Genomic DNA, 14,242 nt, shown 5'->3' with positions numbered 1-14,242 from the left:
TCCTTTTTGTAACTGTTTTATAAATATTACTAGACACATTTCATCATGCTTGAATATCATCCTTTTCGTTAAATGCAGTTGCACAAGTGAATTTACAGACCTCTATGGTTAACTTTCAGCGACTTAGAAAGTTAAATTTGAGGTTCCAAGGAGTTAAACGATGCATGCTTCACTAAAATATATGATTGCCCTGACCATGGGTTTAAGTATGACGCAAGCGAACTCAGAAATGGTTCAGTCATCTTACTTAAACAATGATTCAGATAGTTCGAGTCTCGCTTCTCGTGTGATTAGCAAAGATTCAACAAATTTTAATTCTCACTTTTCAAACTTAAATAGTTTGTCAATTACTGAAAGTTCTGGCGACAAAGTACGTCGTCAAACAATTGCGGCTAAAATTCAAGTTCCTGACGATGAGCCTTCAGTAATTGATAAACTTAACCAAGTGGCTTCAAACACAGTTCGCAAATTTAGCCAAACTGGTGTTGCTTCTTGGTACGGTCGCCAATTCCACGGTCGTAAAACAGCGAGTGGCGATACATTCGATATGAATGAATTAACTGCTGCTCACCGGAGCCTTCCATTAAACTGCTTTATTCGTGTAACGAATAAAGATAATGGTAAAAGTGTGGTTGTAAAAGTAAACGATCGTGGCCCATTCCATGGTAATCGTGTACTAGACCTTTCTTATGGTGCTGCTAAACGCTTAGGTATTACAAATTCAGGAACGGGACGTGTTAGCATTGAACGCGTTGATGGTCCAAACTCGTAAGTTCACTGCTTGCATTTAACAAAAGCCACTTGAAGTGGCTTTTTTAATGCCTGAAGGATTTGAATATAATCCGTTAATGATAAATTTGAATAACGTGAATAAATCATAACGCCCTCTTCTCATTTAGATATTTCGGTATACAATCGAATAAAGTGCCTCGTACAGGATGTATGAGCGCACTCGGGTCTGTTGACATTGAATAAACAAAATAAAAATATGAGTAAATCATGGAAGAACGCTTCGACTTGCTACAAGAAAATCACCATGCTATTTCAAAAGCAAAAAAAGCCATTGCAATAGGTTTTGCAACACAAGGGATTGGCTATGCGACAGTCATGACTGCACTCCCTACAATCAAAAATCGTTTTAAGCTGTCTGATGATCAACTATCGATCATTATCCTTGGTGTTTGTATTGCTGCTGCACTTGGATCAATCATGGCAGATCGGATTGCAGTCAAACTTGGCTCACGAATTGCCATCATCATCGGTTTTATTTTTGAAGCTATTGGCATGTTATGTGCTACCTTGGGTAACCAAACCTATGTGATGGTGATCAGTTTTCTTATTTATGGACTTGGCTTAGGCTGTTTAGATGCCGCATTAAATATGCAAGCCGTGATGGTAGAACAAAAATTAGGGAAAAGTGCCTTAGCCGGCTTCTTTGCCTGCTATACCGCTGCCGCATTTATCGGTGCGCTAATCATGTCTGCAACCGTTTCTACGCAACTGGGGGCGACTGCTGCTTTGTGTATTGCGGTGTGCATGGCGCTAATGGCTTCACAGGTCTCTCGATTATGGTTATTTCATAGCAAAGAGACTGCCGCATTAAACCCTCAAACAAAGCAACCAATTCCAAAAAAACAACTTTGGACATTTGGATTCATTATTTTCATCGCTTTTACGGTAGATTCTGCAATCAGCACATGGAGTTCAATTTATCTCAAAGATGTTCTGGCAAGTTCTGCAACTGTCGCTCCGTTGGGTTACGCCGCTTATCAAGTTGGTATTTTGATGACTCGTTTAAGTTTAGATTATATTCTAAAATTTAAAACAACGTCTTGGTTAGCTGTTATCACGATATTGATTGGTGCAGTAGGTTGTGCGCTTGCAGGGATAGGACATTCTTTAACTGTGGTTATTACTGGATTTGCACTTGCAGGTGTTGCTGTCGGTGCTTTAGTCCCACTCACATTCTCCGCAGCGGGTAAATTGGATGAAAATAGACGTGACGAAATTATTGCTCGTGTGAATATTTTTAACTATGGTGGTGCTGTTGCGGGTGCAGTTGTGGTCGGCTTACTTGCAACGCCAATAGGTTATGGCCCTTCATTCATCACTTTGGCTTTATCCCTATTATGTATTTTATATTTTCGAAGAAAATTTGTGTAATCATTTCCAATAGTAGCGTGATTATCGTCACGCTTAATGCTGATTTTTTGAGTTCTCATAAATTAATCTAAATCTTGTTCCTATACAAAAATAAGCAACTCTGTTAGCTTAAATATTGCATACCTATATTTCATAATAATTTCTGTGGCTTTAATTCCAATTTTTGGGAGATAAAAATGTTTCCAGCCTCACCAACCAAGCTATCTCAATTTATCTTACCCGTATTCCTTATTGCCAATTTAACCGCATTAACAAGCTGTGCCACATTATCCAAACCACAGCAAACAAATGCGCCTACTGAAACAACTCAATCTAATATGCTTATTCATGGTGGTTCAATTATCACCATGCAAGGTATGACTCCTCAATATGTAGAAGCATTGGTCGTTGAAAATGGTCGTATTCAATTTGCGGGAGATTTAAAACAAGCACAAAAATTTAAGAATAAAAATACACAACTCATAGATTTGCAAAAGCGCATCTTACTCCCTGGTTTTATCGATGCACACAGTCATTTAAATAGCGTAGGTTTACAACAAACGGTCGCTAATTTATATCCTGAACCAGATGGTGATGTTTCTGATATTCCATCGTTAATTCATGCTTTATCCAAATGGCAACAGCAAAATCAGGCTTTCATTCAAGCCACACAAGGTTGGATTATTGGTAATGGTTATGATGACGCCCAACTAAAAGAAAAACGTCATCCAACTGCTACCGATCTAGATCAAGTTTCAACAACACAGCCAATTATTGTTTTACATCAATCTGGGCATCTAGCTTCTGTGAATCACAAAGCATTAGAGCTTTTAAAGATAAATAAAAATACGCCGAATCCAACTGGTGGTATTATTCGTCGCAAAAAGAATTCACAAGAGCCAGATGGTGTTCTAGAAGAAGCTGCCGTTTTCTCAGCAATGGCAACAGCATTTAGCAAAGTCCCGCCTGAAATTATGCAGAATATGGCAAAAACAGCTTTAAAAACATATATTAAAAATGGCTATACCACTGTCCAAGAAGGTCGTGCAGATGCAGGTACATCGGAATTGTGGCGCAGCTTCGCTAATATTGGGCAGTTAGATATTGATGTCGTAGTTTATCCTGACTTGATGAATGAACAAGCGTACATGCTTAAATATGGTTCAAGCTTGCAATATCAAAACCATTTTCGAATTGGTGGTGTGAAAATAAGCTTAGATGGTTCTCCACAAGGAAAAACTGCTTGGTTAACAAAACCCTATTTAATTCCACCTGAAGGACAAACCAAAGATTATCGTGGTTACCCTGCTTATCCTGACCAAAAAATGGTTCAAAATGCCATTAATCTTGCTTATGAAAAGCATTGGCAAATTCTGGCGCATGCCAATGGCGATGCAGCGATAGACCAATACTTAGAAACCATTGCCGTTGCCAATCAAAAATTTGGTCTATTAGACCGTCGTAATGTCATTATCCATGCACAGACCATACGTGAAGATCAACTCGATCGTGCTAAAGATTTGGGCTTAATTCCATCTTTCTTTTCATTGCACACTTATTATTGGGGCGATTGGCATAAACATGAAACTTTAGGTCCTGAACGTGCTAATCGAATTTCTCCTACTGCTTCTGCTTTAAAACGTAATATGATTTTTACTGAACATCATGATGCACCTGTCATTCCACCTAAAAATATGATGGTGATTGATGCAACCGTCAATCGTACCACCCGTTCTGGAGATGTATTAGGTGAGGATCAAAAAGTCAGTCCTTATATTGCATTAAAATCAGTGACAGACTGGGCTGCATATCAATACTTTGAAGATAAAGATAAAGGCACTTTAGAAAAAGGCAAATTGGCAGATTTTGTCGTTTTAGATCATGACCCTTTAAAAGTACCGTCACAAAAGATTAAAGATATTAAAATTTTAGCAACTTACAAAGAAGGTCGGTTGATTTATCAAAGTCCTCAATAAGGACTAGTAGGGATAGGACATGCTCTATTTGAAATTTTTAATCATACTATTGAGCCTAAGTGGTTTTGCTTATGGAGATATCTCCATTTTCAAACCCACTTTTCCCGATATGAAGAATAACAAAGCTCCCAGTCAGCAGCATCAAATTGAAAAGCTGCCTGCTGCGATACTCAGCAATCAAGTTTCCATTGATGCCTATATTGCAGCAATTCCCAGTCCTTTTGATGACACAGGGTTTTATAAAGACTATTCAGCTTGTAATAATGACAATCTTCAACAAGTCAAATGTCAGTTCAATTATAAATTATCTGCGACCGAAGCAAAAAATTTCAAAATCATCCTATTACCAGGTATCGGGGCAGCACTCATGCCAAAGACATGGCAAATTATTCATATAGATATGGGACCATCAGGAATCGCTTCTACAGTACTTGCTAGTCCAAACAAAGATGAAGCAATCACCATTTATAATTCTTCCGCTTGTGTGGGCTGTGCGATGCATAACGCAAGTTTATATTTCCCCAAGGTAAGAAAACTCAGTTTAGACAATGAATTTGGTGCCATTGAAGATAAAAATCACCTGTTAAACATTGTCAAAGCCAATAAGAATAAAGTTTATTTTAGTTATCAAATTCCCAACTCCCCCAACAAAACACATGGGATCGCCTATTATGCAGATGAAAGTGATGGCAATGATGTCACCAATTTTCAGGAAATCAAAGTCACACTTAAACCAGAACACCAAACCTGGGCACGTGATATTTTAAATTTCTATCAAGCGACACATTAAAAATATAAGACACCTATCTGCTTTTAGCATTATTTAAAGCTTAGATTTTGACCCAAATCCAATTCTGATTTATATTGTTTTCAGCAAAAATTATAATATAGCCAACCGCAACGCATGGAGAGCCAAATGAAAACCATTACCGAATGGTTTGATGAATATAGTGAAAGTCATCAAAACCAAACCAATAAAGCAATTCACTGGGCATGTGTCCCAGCGATTTTATTTGCCATTATTGGTATACTTGCTCATTTTAGTGCATTGCTCACAGCACTGCTGATCGTGCTAACTTTGGTTTTCTACACTCGCTTAGATATTGTTCTTGCCGTTGCAATGACCGCTTTAATTGCTGTCATGGCTTGGTTGATTTATCTACTTCCAGTCGGTGTTGGCTTCTATATTGGCATATTCGTTTTGGCTTGGATTGGACAATTTTACGGTCATAAAGTGGAAGGTAAAAAACCATCATTTTTTAAAGACCTCCAATTCCTCCTCATTGGCCCTGTATGGTGCATGGATGCATACCTAAGTAAAGCACTACCAAAATGGAAAACTCGCCAGAAATTGGCTTTTTAGCGTAAATAAACGTGGGTTAAATTTCAAAAAGAGATTTACCCCCTACTTTTTCAGTTTAAGAAATAAAATAGAGCATAAAAGCACAATAAACTCAGCCCTAGATTCAGTAGAATTTTCCTTGAAATAATGGCTAAAACAACACAAATAATGGCTGTTAAAAAATATGCATCTAAAGGCAAACTTCTCCATTGACCGCCATTAAAAAATACAATAGGAGCACAAATTGCTGTGAGTAAACATGGTGCTGAATACTGCAACATATTTTCAACCACGATGGGAAGCTTCAAAGCAACTTTTGGCTCTAAGAAAAAATAACGGTTTATAAATACGATAGCAGCCAAAGTGAGTAATAAAGCCCAAGTCATTTTTTTGCCCTACCTTCCTTTACCCCAATTACATTCGCAACACATATTGCACAAAACATTCCAAGTACTCCAGACAATACAATCCCACCTTCAAGTTGAAAATATTTAAAAGTGCAGGCTGAAATAAGCGTCGCCATCACACCAATCAGCGTCGAAGAGTTTTTAATCATGGGTACAATAATCAAAATAAAAACTGCAACAATTGAAAAATCTAAATGTAAACTTTCTAAATTTGGAATGGCTTGCGCCAATAAAATCCCGATTAGACTAAACAGACACCAAGCTAAATAAAAACATACGCCCGCACCCAATAAATAGGCAAATGTTCGCTGTTTACTCTTCGCAATGCCAACGGCAAATAATTCATCTGTTAGTAAAAAACCAATCAATAATCGCTGTTTTAATGGAAATTGGCTCACCTCTTTACGGAAGTTGAGTGCATAAATTATATGCTGACTAGTCAGAAAGAAAACTGTAATCACAATCGTGAATATTGAAGCATTCGACATCACTAAGCCGAGACTAACCAATTGTGCTGCACCTGCAAAAAAGATCGCAGACATGGCAAACGCTTGAGCAAAACTTAAACCAGCATTGACTGCCATTGAACCTGCAAGAATTCCCCAAGGTAAAACTGCAATGGATAGCGGTAAAATGTCCATAACGCCTTGGAAGAATGCTTTTTTATTGAATGTTGAATTTGCAGTTGTTTCTGAAGAATATGAATCAAAACGACCACTCATTTTCAAAACCTAAAACTGAGAATAAAATGAGTATCTTAAAAATAAAGGATGATAGCTTGAATAAAATTGCTATTTGGATAATTGATTGTAAATTTTGATATTTAAACTATAAATTTAAAGTACTTAAGTATTGTGAAGGCGTTACACCCATCGCTTTTTTGAAATGGCGATTAAAATGACTTTGATCTGAAAAGCCACAATTTTGTGCAGTCATAGCAATATTATTCCCCTGCTTTAACAATTGCTGAGCTTTACGTAAGCGAATTTGTACCAACCAACTATGTGGTGGTAAACCCGTATATTTTTTAAATTCACGTAAAAAATGCCAAGGGCTCAGTCCAACATGTGTCGCCAAATCTGTCAATGAATAGTCATGTTCTGGAAAGCTGCTTAATAAATCTTTGACTATTTCAACTTTATGCTGCGCTTCTGGTAATTCCGCAGGTGTTAATTTAGCTCGTCCATAACGACTAATTAAGCGCGCCAAAGTCGATAAATACATGCTCTCCTTCAATAGAGCATTTTCTTTTTGTTCTAATAAATCAAAGAGTAACAATAGCTGCTGCGCCAAACCTACATCATGCACGACAGCATGTGGAAACCACGGCACACTATTTTTAACCGTAAAAAAATCTTGCCCTGCATCTAAAAGCATTTCAGGCGTTGGATAAATCGCGCGATATTTCCAACCAGATTCCACCGCAGATGAACCTGTGTGAATTTCATCTGCATTAACTAAAATAATGTCGCCCTTCGGTGCTGTATGTAGCTGTCCTGTTCGGAAAAAACTTTGTGCGCCATCTTCAATCACACCAATGCAATAACCTTCATGCACATGCTTTGAAAATTGTTTTTGGTGATATTGTGCTTTTAACAACTCTAATCCACCCAACTCTTTCAGGTGAAAATAACTTGCCCACTCCTGCATTTCTTCGATTCAGACTTATGATAGTATTTTAAAATAACATGATAAAAAAAAACGTATAGAACAAAATTGCTATACGAGTGCTTAATTTTTAAAAATATTTAAAATTAACTGTAGGTTTTACCATTATGTTTTAGCCAACCATCTTCATGTCTTTTTTGCGGATCGTGATGCGTCCAATGAATAACTCCACCTTGATTGCTATATTCATATTCACCAAAAAATTCAACGGTATCACCTTTTTTTAAATTATCGATTCGTGGCGAAAGATCGATATTATGAGCGACCAATACCGTGAGTCCATTATCCAAAGCAAGAATAAATTTTTGATGACGTGAACCTTCATTATCATCACGTAATAGCGCTTTAACCTGACCAACAGACTGAACTTGAACATTACTCAATTTTGAGTCAAATGCTTTACGAATAACCTCAAGCCCATGCCTATTTTGGCTACTTTTTCCAGATTCTATCTGTGAATGATGTGATGGTTGGTCGAGTTGTGTATTAGGCTGATTATTTGAATAATTTTGATTTTCTGAATATTTTGATTCAGTATGATTATTCTGTTGTGTTGAATATTGCGTTTTTTCTTGTTGAGTCGATTCATTTCTAGCTTGATTTAAATCACTGCCAAAATAAGCTGCCACTAATACTGCAATTGCAGCACCAATACCCAATTGAGTTTTATTTGCCATAAAGTTTGATTCTAACCAATATTAATTGTGAAATTATAAAAGAATAATAATCTAAATTTAGATTAAATAATTCTTCTTATTTTGTTTAATTTTTACTTTAGCTAAATGAGTGCCCATAAAAAAACCCCTCAAAAATGAGGAGTTTTTAAACTTTACTGAAACAGTAAAATTATTGTGCAGCAGCAGCTTGAGCAGCAGCAACTTCATCAGCAAAGCTCATTTCAGCTTTCTTCTCAATACCTTCACCTACTTCGAAGCGAACGAATTGAACAACTGTAGTTGCAGTTGCTTTCAAGATTTCAGCTACTTTCTTATCGTTGTCAATAACGTACATTTGACGCTCAAGAACAACTTCGTTCAAGTATTTTTCAACTGAACCAGTAACCATTTTTTCAACGATGTTCGCTGGCTTACCAGATTCAATCGCTTTTGCTTCTGCAATTTCTTTCTCTTTAGCGATAAGATCAGCAGAAACATCTTCAGCTGTAACAGCAACAGGATTGAATGCAGCAACGTGCATTGCAATACCTTTACCAGTTTCAGCAGAACCAGTGTAAGAAACAACAACACCAATTTTTAAACCGTGTTTATAAACTGCAAGGTTTTCACCTTCAACAATTGCAGCACGACGAACTTGGATGTTTTCACCGATTTTTTGAACAAGTGCAATACGCGCTTCTTCAACAGTAGAACCATCTTCAAGTTTAAGTTCAGCAATTTTAGCAGCATCAGTTTCATTTACAGCAAGTGCAGCAGCAGCAACTTTTGCAGAGAAATTAGCAAAGTTTTCATCTTTAGCAACGAAGTCAGTTTGACAGTTAACTTCTAAAAGAAGAGCTTTGTTACCTTCTTGTGCAATTGTGATTGCGCCATCAGCAGCAATATTACCCGCTTTTTTAGCGGCTTTTGCTTGACCTGATTTACGAAGGTTATCAATTGCTAGCTCAACATCACCATTTGATTCTGTTAACGCTTTTTTGCATTCCATCATTGCTAGACCAGTACGGTCACGTAATTCTTTTACCATGCTAGCAGTAACTGTAGTCATGTTGTTCTCCTAAAAACGGTAGAATATGAATCTGTTCAACAAAAACGGCCCAAAGGTTTCTCTGGGCCGTTTTGCTTTATCAACGCTCAATTTGTCATCATTTTAAATCACAAAAATGACAAGCTTGCGTCAAAACGCATTAAGCCTGAGGAGCTTCTTTCGCAGCTTCTTCGCCTTTAGCTTGAGCATTTGCTTGAGTTTGAGCGTATTCTTTACCAGCAAGAATCGCATCAGCCATAGCAGAAGCATAAAGAGTTACAGCACGGATCGCATCGTCATTACCAGGAATAACGAAATCTACGTTATCTGGGTTAGAGTTTGTATCAACGATACCGATTACTGGAATACCAAGGTTTTTAGCTTCTTTAATAGCAATTGCTTCGTGATCAACGTCAATGATGAACAATGCGTCAGGTAAACCGCCCATGTTCTTAACACCACCTAAAGAACGTTCAAGTTTATCCATCTCACGAGTACGCTCTAAAGCTTCACGTTTAGTAAGCTTAAGGAAAGTACCGTCTTGAGATTGAGTTTGAAGATCTTTCAAACGGTTGATAGATTGACGAAGAGTTTTCCAGTTCGTCAACATACCACCTAACCAACGGTGATCTACATACGGTTGACCCGCACGTTGAGCTTGTTCACGAATGATGTTAGAAGCAGCACGTTTTGTACCAACGAACAATACTTTGTTCTTTTTGCTTGCTAGATTGTTAACAAAATTCAAAGCATCATTTAACGCAGGAACAGTATGTTCAAGGTTGATGATGTGAATGCGGTTACGCGCACCAAAAATGTATTGACGCATTTTTGGGTTCCAGAAACGTGTTTGGTGACCAAAGTGCGCGCCAGCTTGAAGAAGGTCGCGCATGCTTACGTTGTAATCTGCCATTTTCTTTACCTTAAAAGTTTGGGTTAGGCCTCCATATGTCCGCATTCTCCACCCTTTCAGGCACCCAGAGTAATGTGACGACATATGTGCGGATTTTGTAATTTCCCAGCTTATCAATATTTCCAACAACAATTCATGAAGAAAGTCGCAGAAAGCATTTGATAAATTGGGCCGCTATTTATACCATAGTCATATACAAATTTCCAAAAGTTTTTAAAGATCATGAACAGTACTTATGAAGCACCGCGTCGATTAATCAAAACCGCAGACGAAATTGAAAAAATGCGCGTTGCAGGTCGATTGGCTGCAGAAGTTTTGGATATGATCAAACCGCATATCAAACCAGGTGTAAGCACACTTGAATTGGATACGATTTGTCATGACTATATTGTCAATAAGCAAGAAGCGATTCCTGCATGTTTAGGTTATGGTGCTGCCCCTGGTCGCGCTGCATTCCAACATGTTATTTGTACTTCGGTGAACCATGTGGTGTGTCACGGCATTCCATCTGCAAGTAAAATTCTAAAAAAAGGTGACATTCTCAATATCGATGTGACTGTGATTAAAGATGATTATCACGGCGATACCAACATGATGTATATCGTGGGTGGTGAAACATCCATTCTGGGAGATCGCTTGTGCAAAGTTGCTCAAGAAGCGATGTATCGTGGCATGGAAACCGTAAAACCAGGTTCAACCATTGGTGATATTGGTGCAGCGATTCAAAAATATGTCGAGTCTGAGCGTTTTAGTGTTGTTCGTGAATATTGTGGTCACGGTATTGGAACTGTATTCCATGACGAACCGCAAGTGCTTCATTATGGTCAGTCAAATACAGGGATGGTCCTTGAAGAAGGCATGACTTTTACCATTGAACCTATGGTGAACGCAGGTGTATGGCAAACGCGTTTAATGGGCGATAAATGGACTGTGGTAACTAAAGACCATAGTTTATCTGCACAATACGAACATACACTGCTTGTGACTAAAAATGGTGTAGAGGTGCTGACAGCTCGCCCTGAAGAAGACTTATCTCGCTTCCAAAAATAAGTTTGTCATTGACCCAAATGATGCTTTGCTTTGATTTAAAAGGTCATAACGATATGACCTTTTTTATTATCAAAAACCTAGAATAACAAGTAAATAAATGATTTTATTTAATTTTAGAATAAATTTGCTATCTTTTTACAATGTAATTTAATCGTAACTTCATTACATAGATATCTATATTTTTAAACCAATCATAAGTAAAACTTGAAAATAACAACATTCCTCAATAAAAAAGCGTTGTAATCACAACATTAATTTTGAGCAAAAGCTTCTAATAATACACACCATAAAAATGAGTATCAATTTCGGACATGGAGTCCATTTTATGAATAAAGCCTTACTTTATGTCGTGAGCGCATGCACGACTTTTCCGATGATCACGTATGCTGACTCACCCTATTTTAGCTTTAAAGATGGTGATGGCTTTAAACGTTTTTCTGTTTCTGCAGGTTGGCTACATGCAATGCCACAGGGTAATGCTAATCCGATTAATGTTAACACTGCCGTTGCTGAAGGAACACAATCTAAAGTAGGAGATATTTCTAAAAAGGCAGTTTTAGATGCAGCAGTTAAAGAATCCAATCCTTTACTTTATGGCGCAATCGGCCTTTTGGGTGACACAATTCCTGGCGCTTTAACGGGCACAGCCACAGTCAATGGTCTATCCAGTTGGACCTCTGAAGGCACTGGTCTAACAGCAAAAGATGTTGATACTTTTGGTCTGATGGGAAACTACTACTTCACTGATAATCTTTCATTAGAGTTTAAAGCAGGCATTCCACCTAAAGTTGAGATTGAAGGCAAAGGCCAAATCTATGCACCATTGACAGGTAAAGACTCTACGCCACTTGGTAGTATTGACTTAAAAAAAGATATTGCGATTACTGATTTAACAAAACATTCAAAAGCAGCATCTGCAACTGCATGGTTGCCAGCGGCAGAACTACATTATCAATTTGGTAAATCTGGTGTAAATAAACTTCGGCCTTATGTTGGTGTAGGTGTCATGTATGCACATTTTACTCACCTAAAAGTCGATAATGGCGTAAAAGACGATCTGATTGCAGCAGGTCACATGATCCAGAACGTATTAGATGGACAGGCTGGAGCAGCACTAGATGGCAAAAAATCATCTGCAAATCCTGTAGTTAAAGTAGAAGCAGATGATGCTTGGGCACCTATGGCAACACTGGGTGCAACGTATGATTTTAATGATCGCTGGTTTGGAGTAGGCTCTGTCACTTATGCACCAATGAGTAGTGATGCCACCATTACCATTTCAGACTCAAATACCAACAAGCAACTTGTCACAGCCAAAACCAAAATTGATATTGATCCTCTGATTACTTATGTCGGTGTTGGTTATCGTTTCTAAAAGCTAAATTTATTTTCATTAAAATGTGCTGACTGATCACTAAAATTTATCGATTGATAAATTTTTATTCTATCGCTAAGTCCCATTGAATCATCTACAATTCTCATATGATGATTCAATGGATTGCTTATGTCAGTGTTACAAGACGACACCCGTTTTTCTAAACCGCTTATTTATATGCTCATTGGCAGTGCTTTTATCCTGGCGTTGTCTTTAGGTGTACGCCATGGTTTTGGGCTTTATCTTGTTCCAATCAGCCATGAATTCGGTTGGAGTCATCAAGTTTTTAGTCTAGCAATTGCGATGCAAAACTTGTTATGGGGTGCAGTGCAACCCTTTACAGGCGCTCTAGCAGACAAATATGGAAGCAAAAAAATCGTTGCGATCGGTGGTGTACTTTACGTCATCGGTTTACTGCTCATGTCAGTCAGTTCCAATATTTTATTACTCGATTTTAGCGTGAGTTTAATTATTGGTTTAGCCCTTTCAGCAACATCATTCTCTGTATTACTCTCAGCTGTAGGACGAGCAGCACATCCAAGTAAACGCAGTATGGCAATGGGTATTGCCAGTGCCGCAGGTTCATTTGGGCAATTCATCATGCTGCCAACCACACTATTACTCATTAAAAACTTTGGTTGGTCTTCGGCATTGGTCATTACAGCCATTTTAGTGGCTTTAATTGTGCCATTGGCTTGGATGCTAAAAGCACCAATGTATGTTGCGCCAAATGCAGTAAAACAAGCGGCTCAACCCAACTTAAGTTTTAAACAAATATTAAAAATTGCATTTAACCATAAACCTTTTCTATGGTTAGCTTTTGGCTTTTTAGTCTGTGGATTCCAAGTGGTCTTCCTCGGTATTCACTTGCCTGGCTATTTAACCGATCATGGTTTTGATGTTTCTACAGGAACGATTTTTCTCGCACTGGTCGGATTATTCAATATTGTAGGAACTTACACTGCGGGCTGGCTGGGCGATAAATATTCAAAACCACATTTATTGATGGGCTTATATGGCTTACGTGGCGTCGCAATCGTTGCATTTCTAATGCTGCCTTTGAGTGTTTGGACGGTATATGCTTTTGGTATAGTTATGGGAATATTGTGGTTATCCACTGTTCCACTCACCAACGGTATTGTCGCAAATATGTTTGGAGTCAAATATCTGACCATGCTCAGTGGAATCGTCTTCTTCACTCATCAAATTGGTTCTTTTTTTGGTGGATGGCTTGGCGGTTTAAACCATGATATAACTGGAAACTACAACATCATTTGGGCATTATCCATTGTGCTCAGTGTCTTTGGCGTTATTGTGCATTTCTTTGTCAATGAGGAGGCCATTGTAGATGACTAACGAATGGTCTGCATTCTCATGGTTAAAAATAGGTATTTATATGGGGCTGATTATTATTTTCAGCCTTGCAGTACTCCTTTGGGTTAATACCCCTGATTTATTTGAATATTTTAATATGGCATTTTGTGCGCACTAAAAATACTGTGATACAAAAATACAGTATCGAAGTGCTAATCTCTGCATTATCTTCAACACTGCAAACAAACAGTTTTGTATTTCTTATTCAGACTTCACCTTGAAATATCATCTAAATCTAATAACTTAAATTTCTCAATTCAACGACCTAAAAATGGCGAATAGCAGATAACT

General features: G+C 37.9%; 15 protein-coding genes. 9 read left to right on the top strand and 6 right to left on the bottom strand.

The features are described 5' to 3' along the window. The first annotated feature begins 160 nt into the window (after window positions 1-160). The 5 genes from ACG94X_RS06495 to ACG94X_RS06475 all read left to right on the top strand — a co-directional run bounded on the left by ACG94X_RS06495 (window position 161) and on the right by ACG94X_RS06475 (window position 5,481). Complete coding sequence (locus ACG94X_RS06495) at window positions 161-772, top strand: septal ring lytic transglycosylase RlpA family protein (RefSeq protein ID WP_419382930.1); 612 nt, start codon at window positions 161-163, stop codon at window positions 770-772. A gap of 227 nt (window positions 773-999) precedes the next feature. Further along, entirely contained in the window at window positions 1,000-2,163 is a 1,164-nt protein-coding gene (locus ACG94X_RS06490; RefSeq protein ID WP_419382929.1) for an MFS transporter, read from the top strand. Window positions 2,164-2,339: 176 nt separating this feature from the next. Then, the gene (locus tag ACG94X_RS06485) at window positions 2,340-4,118 is read left to right on the top strand and encodes an amidohydrolase (protein ID WP_419382928.1); all 1,779 of its coding nucleotides are present in this window, start codon (window positions 2,340-2,342) and stop codon (window positions 4,116-4,118) included. Between the two features lie 19 nt (window positions 4,119-4,137). Continuing rightward, a complete protein-coding gene (locus ACG94X_RS06480) occupies window positions 4,138-4,908 on the top strand; it encodes a DUF4850 domain-containing protein (protein ID WP_419382927.1) in 771 nt (256 codons plus the stop codon). Window positions 4,909-5,034: 126 nt separating this feature from the next. Beyond that, window positions 5,035-5,481, top strand: a complete 447-nt coding sequence (locus ACG94X_RS06475) for an Mpo1 family 2-hydroxy fatty acid dioxygenase (RefSeq protein WP_419382926.1) — start codon at window positions 5,035-5,037, stop codon at window positions 5,479-5,481. Between the two features lie 50 nt (window positions 5,482-5,531). On the opposite strand, the gene ACG94X_RS06470 is transcribed toward ACG94X_RS06475, so the two are convergent. The 6 genes from ACG94X_RS06470 to rpsB form a co-directional block, all read right to left on the bottom strand. Next, window positions 5,532-5,846 (bottom strand): branched-chain amino acid transport AzlD family protein, encoded by a 315-nt coding sequence (locus ACG94X_RS06470; protein WP_419382925.1) that lies wholly within the window; start codon window positions 5,844-5,846, stop codon window positions 5,532-5,534. After that, a complete protein-coding gene (locus ACG94X_RS06465) occupies window positions 5,843-6,589 on the bottom strand; it encodes an AzlC family ABC transporter permease (protein ID WP_419382924.1) in 747 nt (248 codons plus the stop codon). Before ACG94X_RS06465 ends, ACG94X_RS06470 begins: the two co-directional genes overlap by 4 nt. A 106-nt stretch (window positions 6,590-6,695) precedes the next feature. Further along, on the bottom strand, window positions 6,696-7,517 hold the full coding sequence (locus ACG94X_RS06460) for an AraC family transcriptional regulator (protein WP_419382923.1): 822 nt from the start codon (window positions 7,515-7,517) through the stop codon (window positions 6,696-6,698). Between the two features lie 104 nt (window positions 7,518-7,621). Continuing rightward, the gene (locus ACG94X_RS06455) at window positions 7,622-8,212 is read right to left on the bottom strand and encodes a DUF3465 domain-containing protein (protein WP_419382922.1); all 591 of its coding nucleotides are present in this window, start codon (window positions 8,210-8,212) and stop codon (window positions 7,622-7,624) included. Window positions 8,213-8,381: 169 nt separating this feature from the next. Next, entirely contained in the window at window positions 8,382-9,260 is an 879-nt protein-coding gene (gene tsf, locus ACG94X_RS06450) for a translation elongation factor Ts (RefSeq protein WP_419382921.1), read from the bottom strand. 139 nt (window positions 9,261-9,399) lie between these two features. Beyond that, on the bottom strand, window positions 9,400-10,152 hold the full coding sequence (rpsB, locus tag ACG94X_RS06445) for a 30S ribosomal protein S2 (RefSeq protein WP_419382920.1): 753 nt from the start codon (window positions 10,150-10,152) through the stop codon (window positions 9,400-9,402). A 222-nt stretch (window positions 10,153-10,374) separates the two neighbouring features. Between rpsB and map the strand changes: the two genes are divergently transcribed. The 4 genes from map (at window position 10,375) to ACG94X_RS06425 (ending at window position 14,069) form a co-directional block, all read left to right on the top strand. Further along, window positions 10,375-11,202 (top strand): type I methionyl aminopeptidase, encoded by an 828-nt coding sequence (gene map, locus ACG94X_RS06440; RefSeq protein ID WP_419382919.1) that lies wholly within the window; start codon window positions 10,375-10,377, stop codon window positions 11,200-11,202. 325 nt (window positions 11,203-11,527) lie between these two features. After that, entirely contained in the window at window positions 11,528-12,577 is a 1,050-nt protein-coding gene (locus ACG94X_RS06435; RefSeq protein WP_419382918.1) for an OmpW/AlkL family protein, read from the top strand. 129 nt (window positions 12,578-12,706) lie between these two features. Continuing rightward, complete coding sequence (locus ACG94X_RS06430) at window positions 12,707-13,933, top strand: MFS transporter (RefSeq protein WP_419382917.1); 1,227 nt, start codon at window positions 12,707-12,709, stop codon at window positions 13,931-13,933. Beyond that, window positions 13,926-14,069, top strand: coding sequence for a hypothetical protein (locus tag ACG94X_RS06425; protein WP_419382916.1), 144 nt, complete (start codon window positions 13,926-13,928; stop codon window positions 14,067-14,069). Before ACG94X_RS06430 ends, ACG94X_RS06425 begins: the two co-directional genes overlap by 8 nt. The last annotated feature ends 173 nt before the right edge of the window (window positions 14,070-14,242 follow it).

The sequence above is a fragment of the Acinetobacter psychrotolerans genome (assembly GCF_048552595.1).
Taxonomy (GTDB): Bacteria; Pseudomonadota; Gammaproteobacteria; order Pseudomonadales; family Moraxellaceae; genus Acinetobacter.
This window is presented reverse-complemented; position numbering and strand designations above follow the sequence as displayed.

What these genes read in the sequence shown, in the direction of transcription:
- ACG94X_RS06495 (WP_419382930.1), top strand. Translation starts at nt 161, where the DNA reads ATGCATGCTTCACTAAAATATATGATTGCCCTGACCATGGGTTTAAGT.
- ACG94X_RS06490 (WP_419382929.1), top strand. Translation starts at nt 1,000, where the DNA reads ATGGAAGAACGCTTCGACTTGCTACAAGAAAATCACCATGCTATTTCA.
- ACG94X_RS06485 (WP_419382928.1), top strand. Translation starts at nt 2,340, where the DNA reads ATGTTTCCAGCCTCACCAACCAAGCTATCTCAATTTATCTTACCCGTA.
- ACG94X_RS06480 (WP_419382927.1), top strand. Translation starts at nt 4,138, where the DNA reads ATGCTCTATTTGAAATTTTTAATCATACTATTGAGCCTAAGTGGTTTT.
- ACG94X_RS06475 (WP_419382926.1), top strand. Translation starts at nt 5,035, where the DNA reads ATGAAAACCATTACCGAATGGTTTGATGAATATAGTGAAAGTCATCAA.
- ACG94X_RS06470 (WP_419382925.1), bottom strand. Translation starts at nt 5,846, where the DNA reads ATGACTTGGGCTTTATTACTCACTTTGGCTGCTATCGTATTTATAAAC.
- ACG94X_RS06465 (WP_419382924.1), bottom strand. Translation starts at nt 6,589, where the DNA reads ATGAGTGGTCGTTTTGATTCATATTCTTCAGAAACAACTGCAAATTCA.
- ACG94X_RS06460 (WP_419382923.1), bottom strand. Translation starts at nt 7,517, where the DNA reads ATGCAGGAGTGGGCAAGTTATTTTCACCTGAAAGAGTTGGGTGGATTA.
- ACG94X_RS06455 (WP_419382922.1), bottom strand. Translation starts at nt 8,212, where the DNA reads ATGGCAAATAAAACTCAATTGGGTATTGGTGCTGCAATTGCAGTATTA.
- tsf (WP_419382921.1), bottom strand. Translation starts at nt 9,260, where the DNA reads ATGACTACAGTTACTGCTAGCATGGTAAAAGAATTACGTGACCGTACT.
- rpsB (WP_419382920.1), bottom strand. Translation starts at nt 10,152, where the DNA reads ATGGCAGATTACAACGTAAGCATGCGCGACCTTCTTCAAGCTGGCGCG.
- map (WP_419382919.1), top strand. Translation starts at nt 10,375, where the DNA reads ATGAACAGTACTTATGAAGCACCGCGTCGATTAATCAAAACCGCAGAC.
- ACG94X_RS06435 (WP_419382918.1), top strand. Translation starts at nt 11,528, where the DNA reads ATGAATAAAGCCTTACTTTATGTCGTGAGCGCATGCACGACTTTTCCG.
- ACG94X_RS06430 (WP_419382917.1), top strand. Translation starts at nt 12,707, where the DNA reads ATGTCAGTGTTACAAGACGACACCCGTTTTTCTAAACCGCTTATTTAT.
- ACG94X_RS06425 (WP_419382916.1), top strand. Translation starts at nt 13,926, where the DNA reads ATGACTAACGAATGGTCTGCATTCTCATGGTTAAAAATAGGTATTTAT.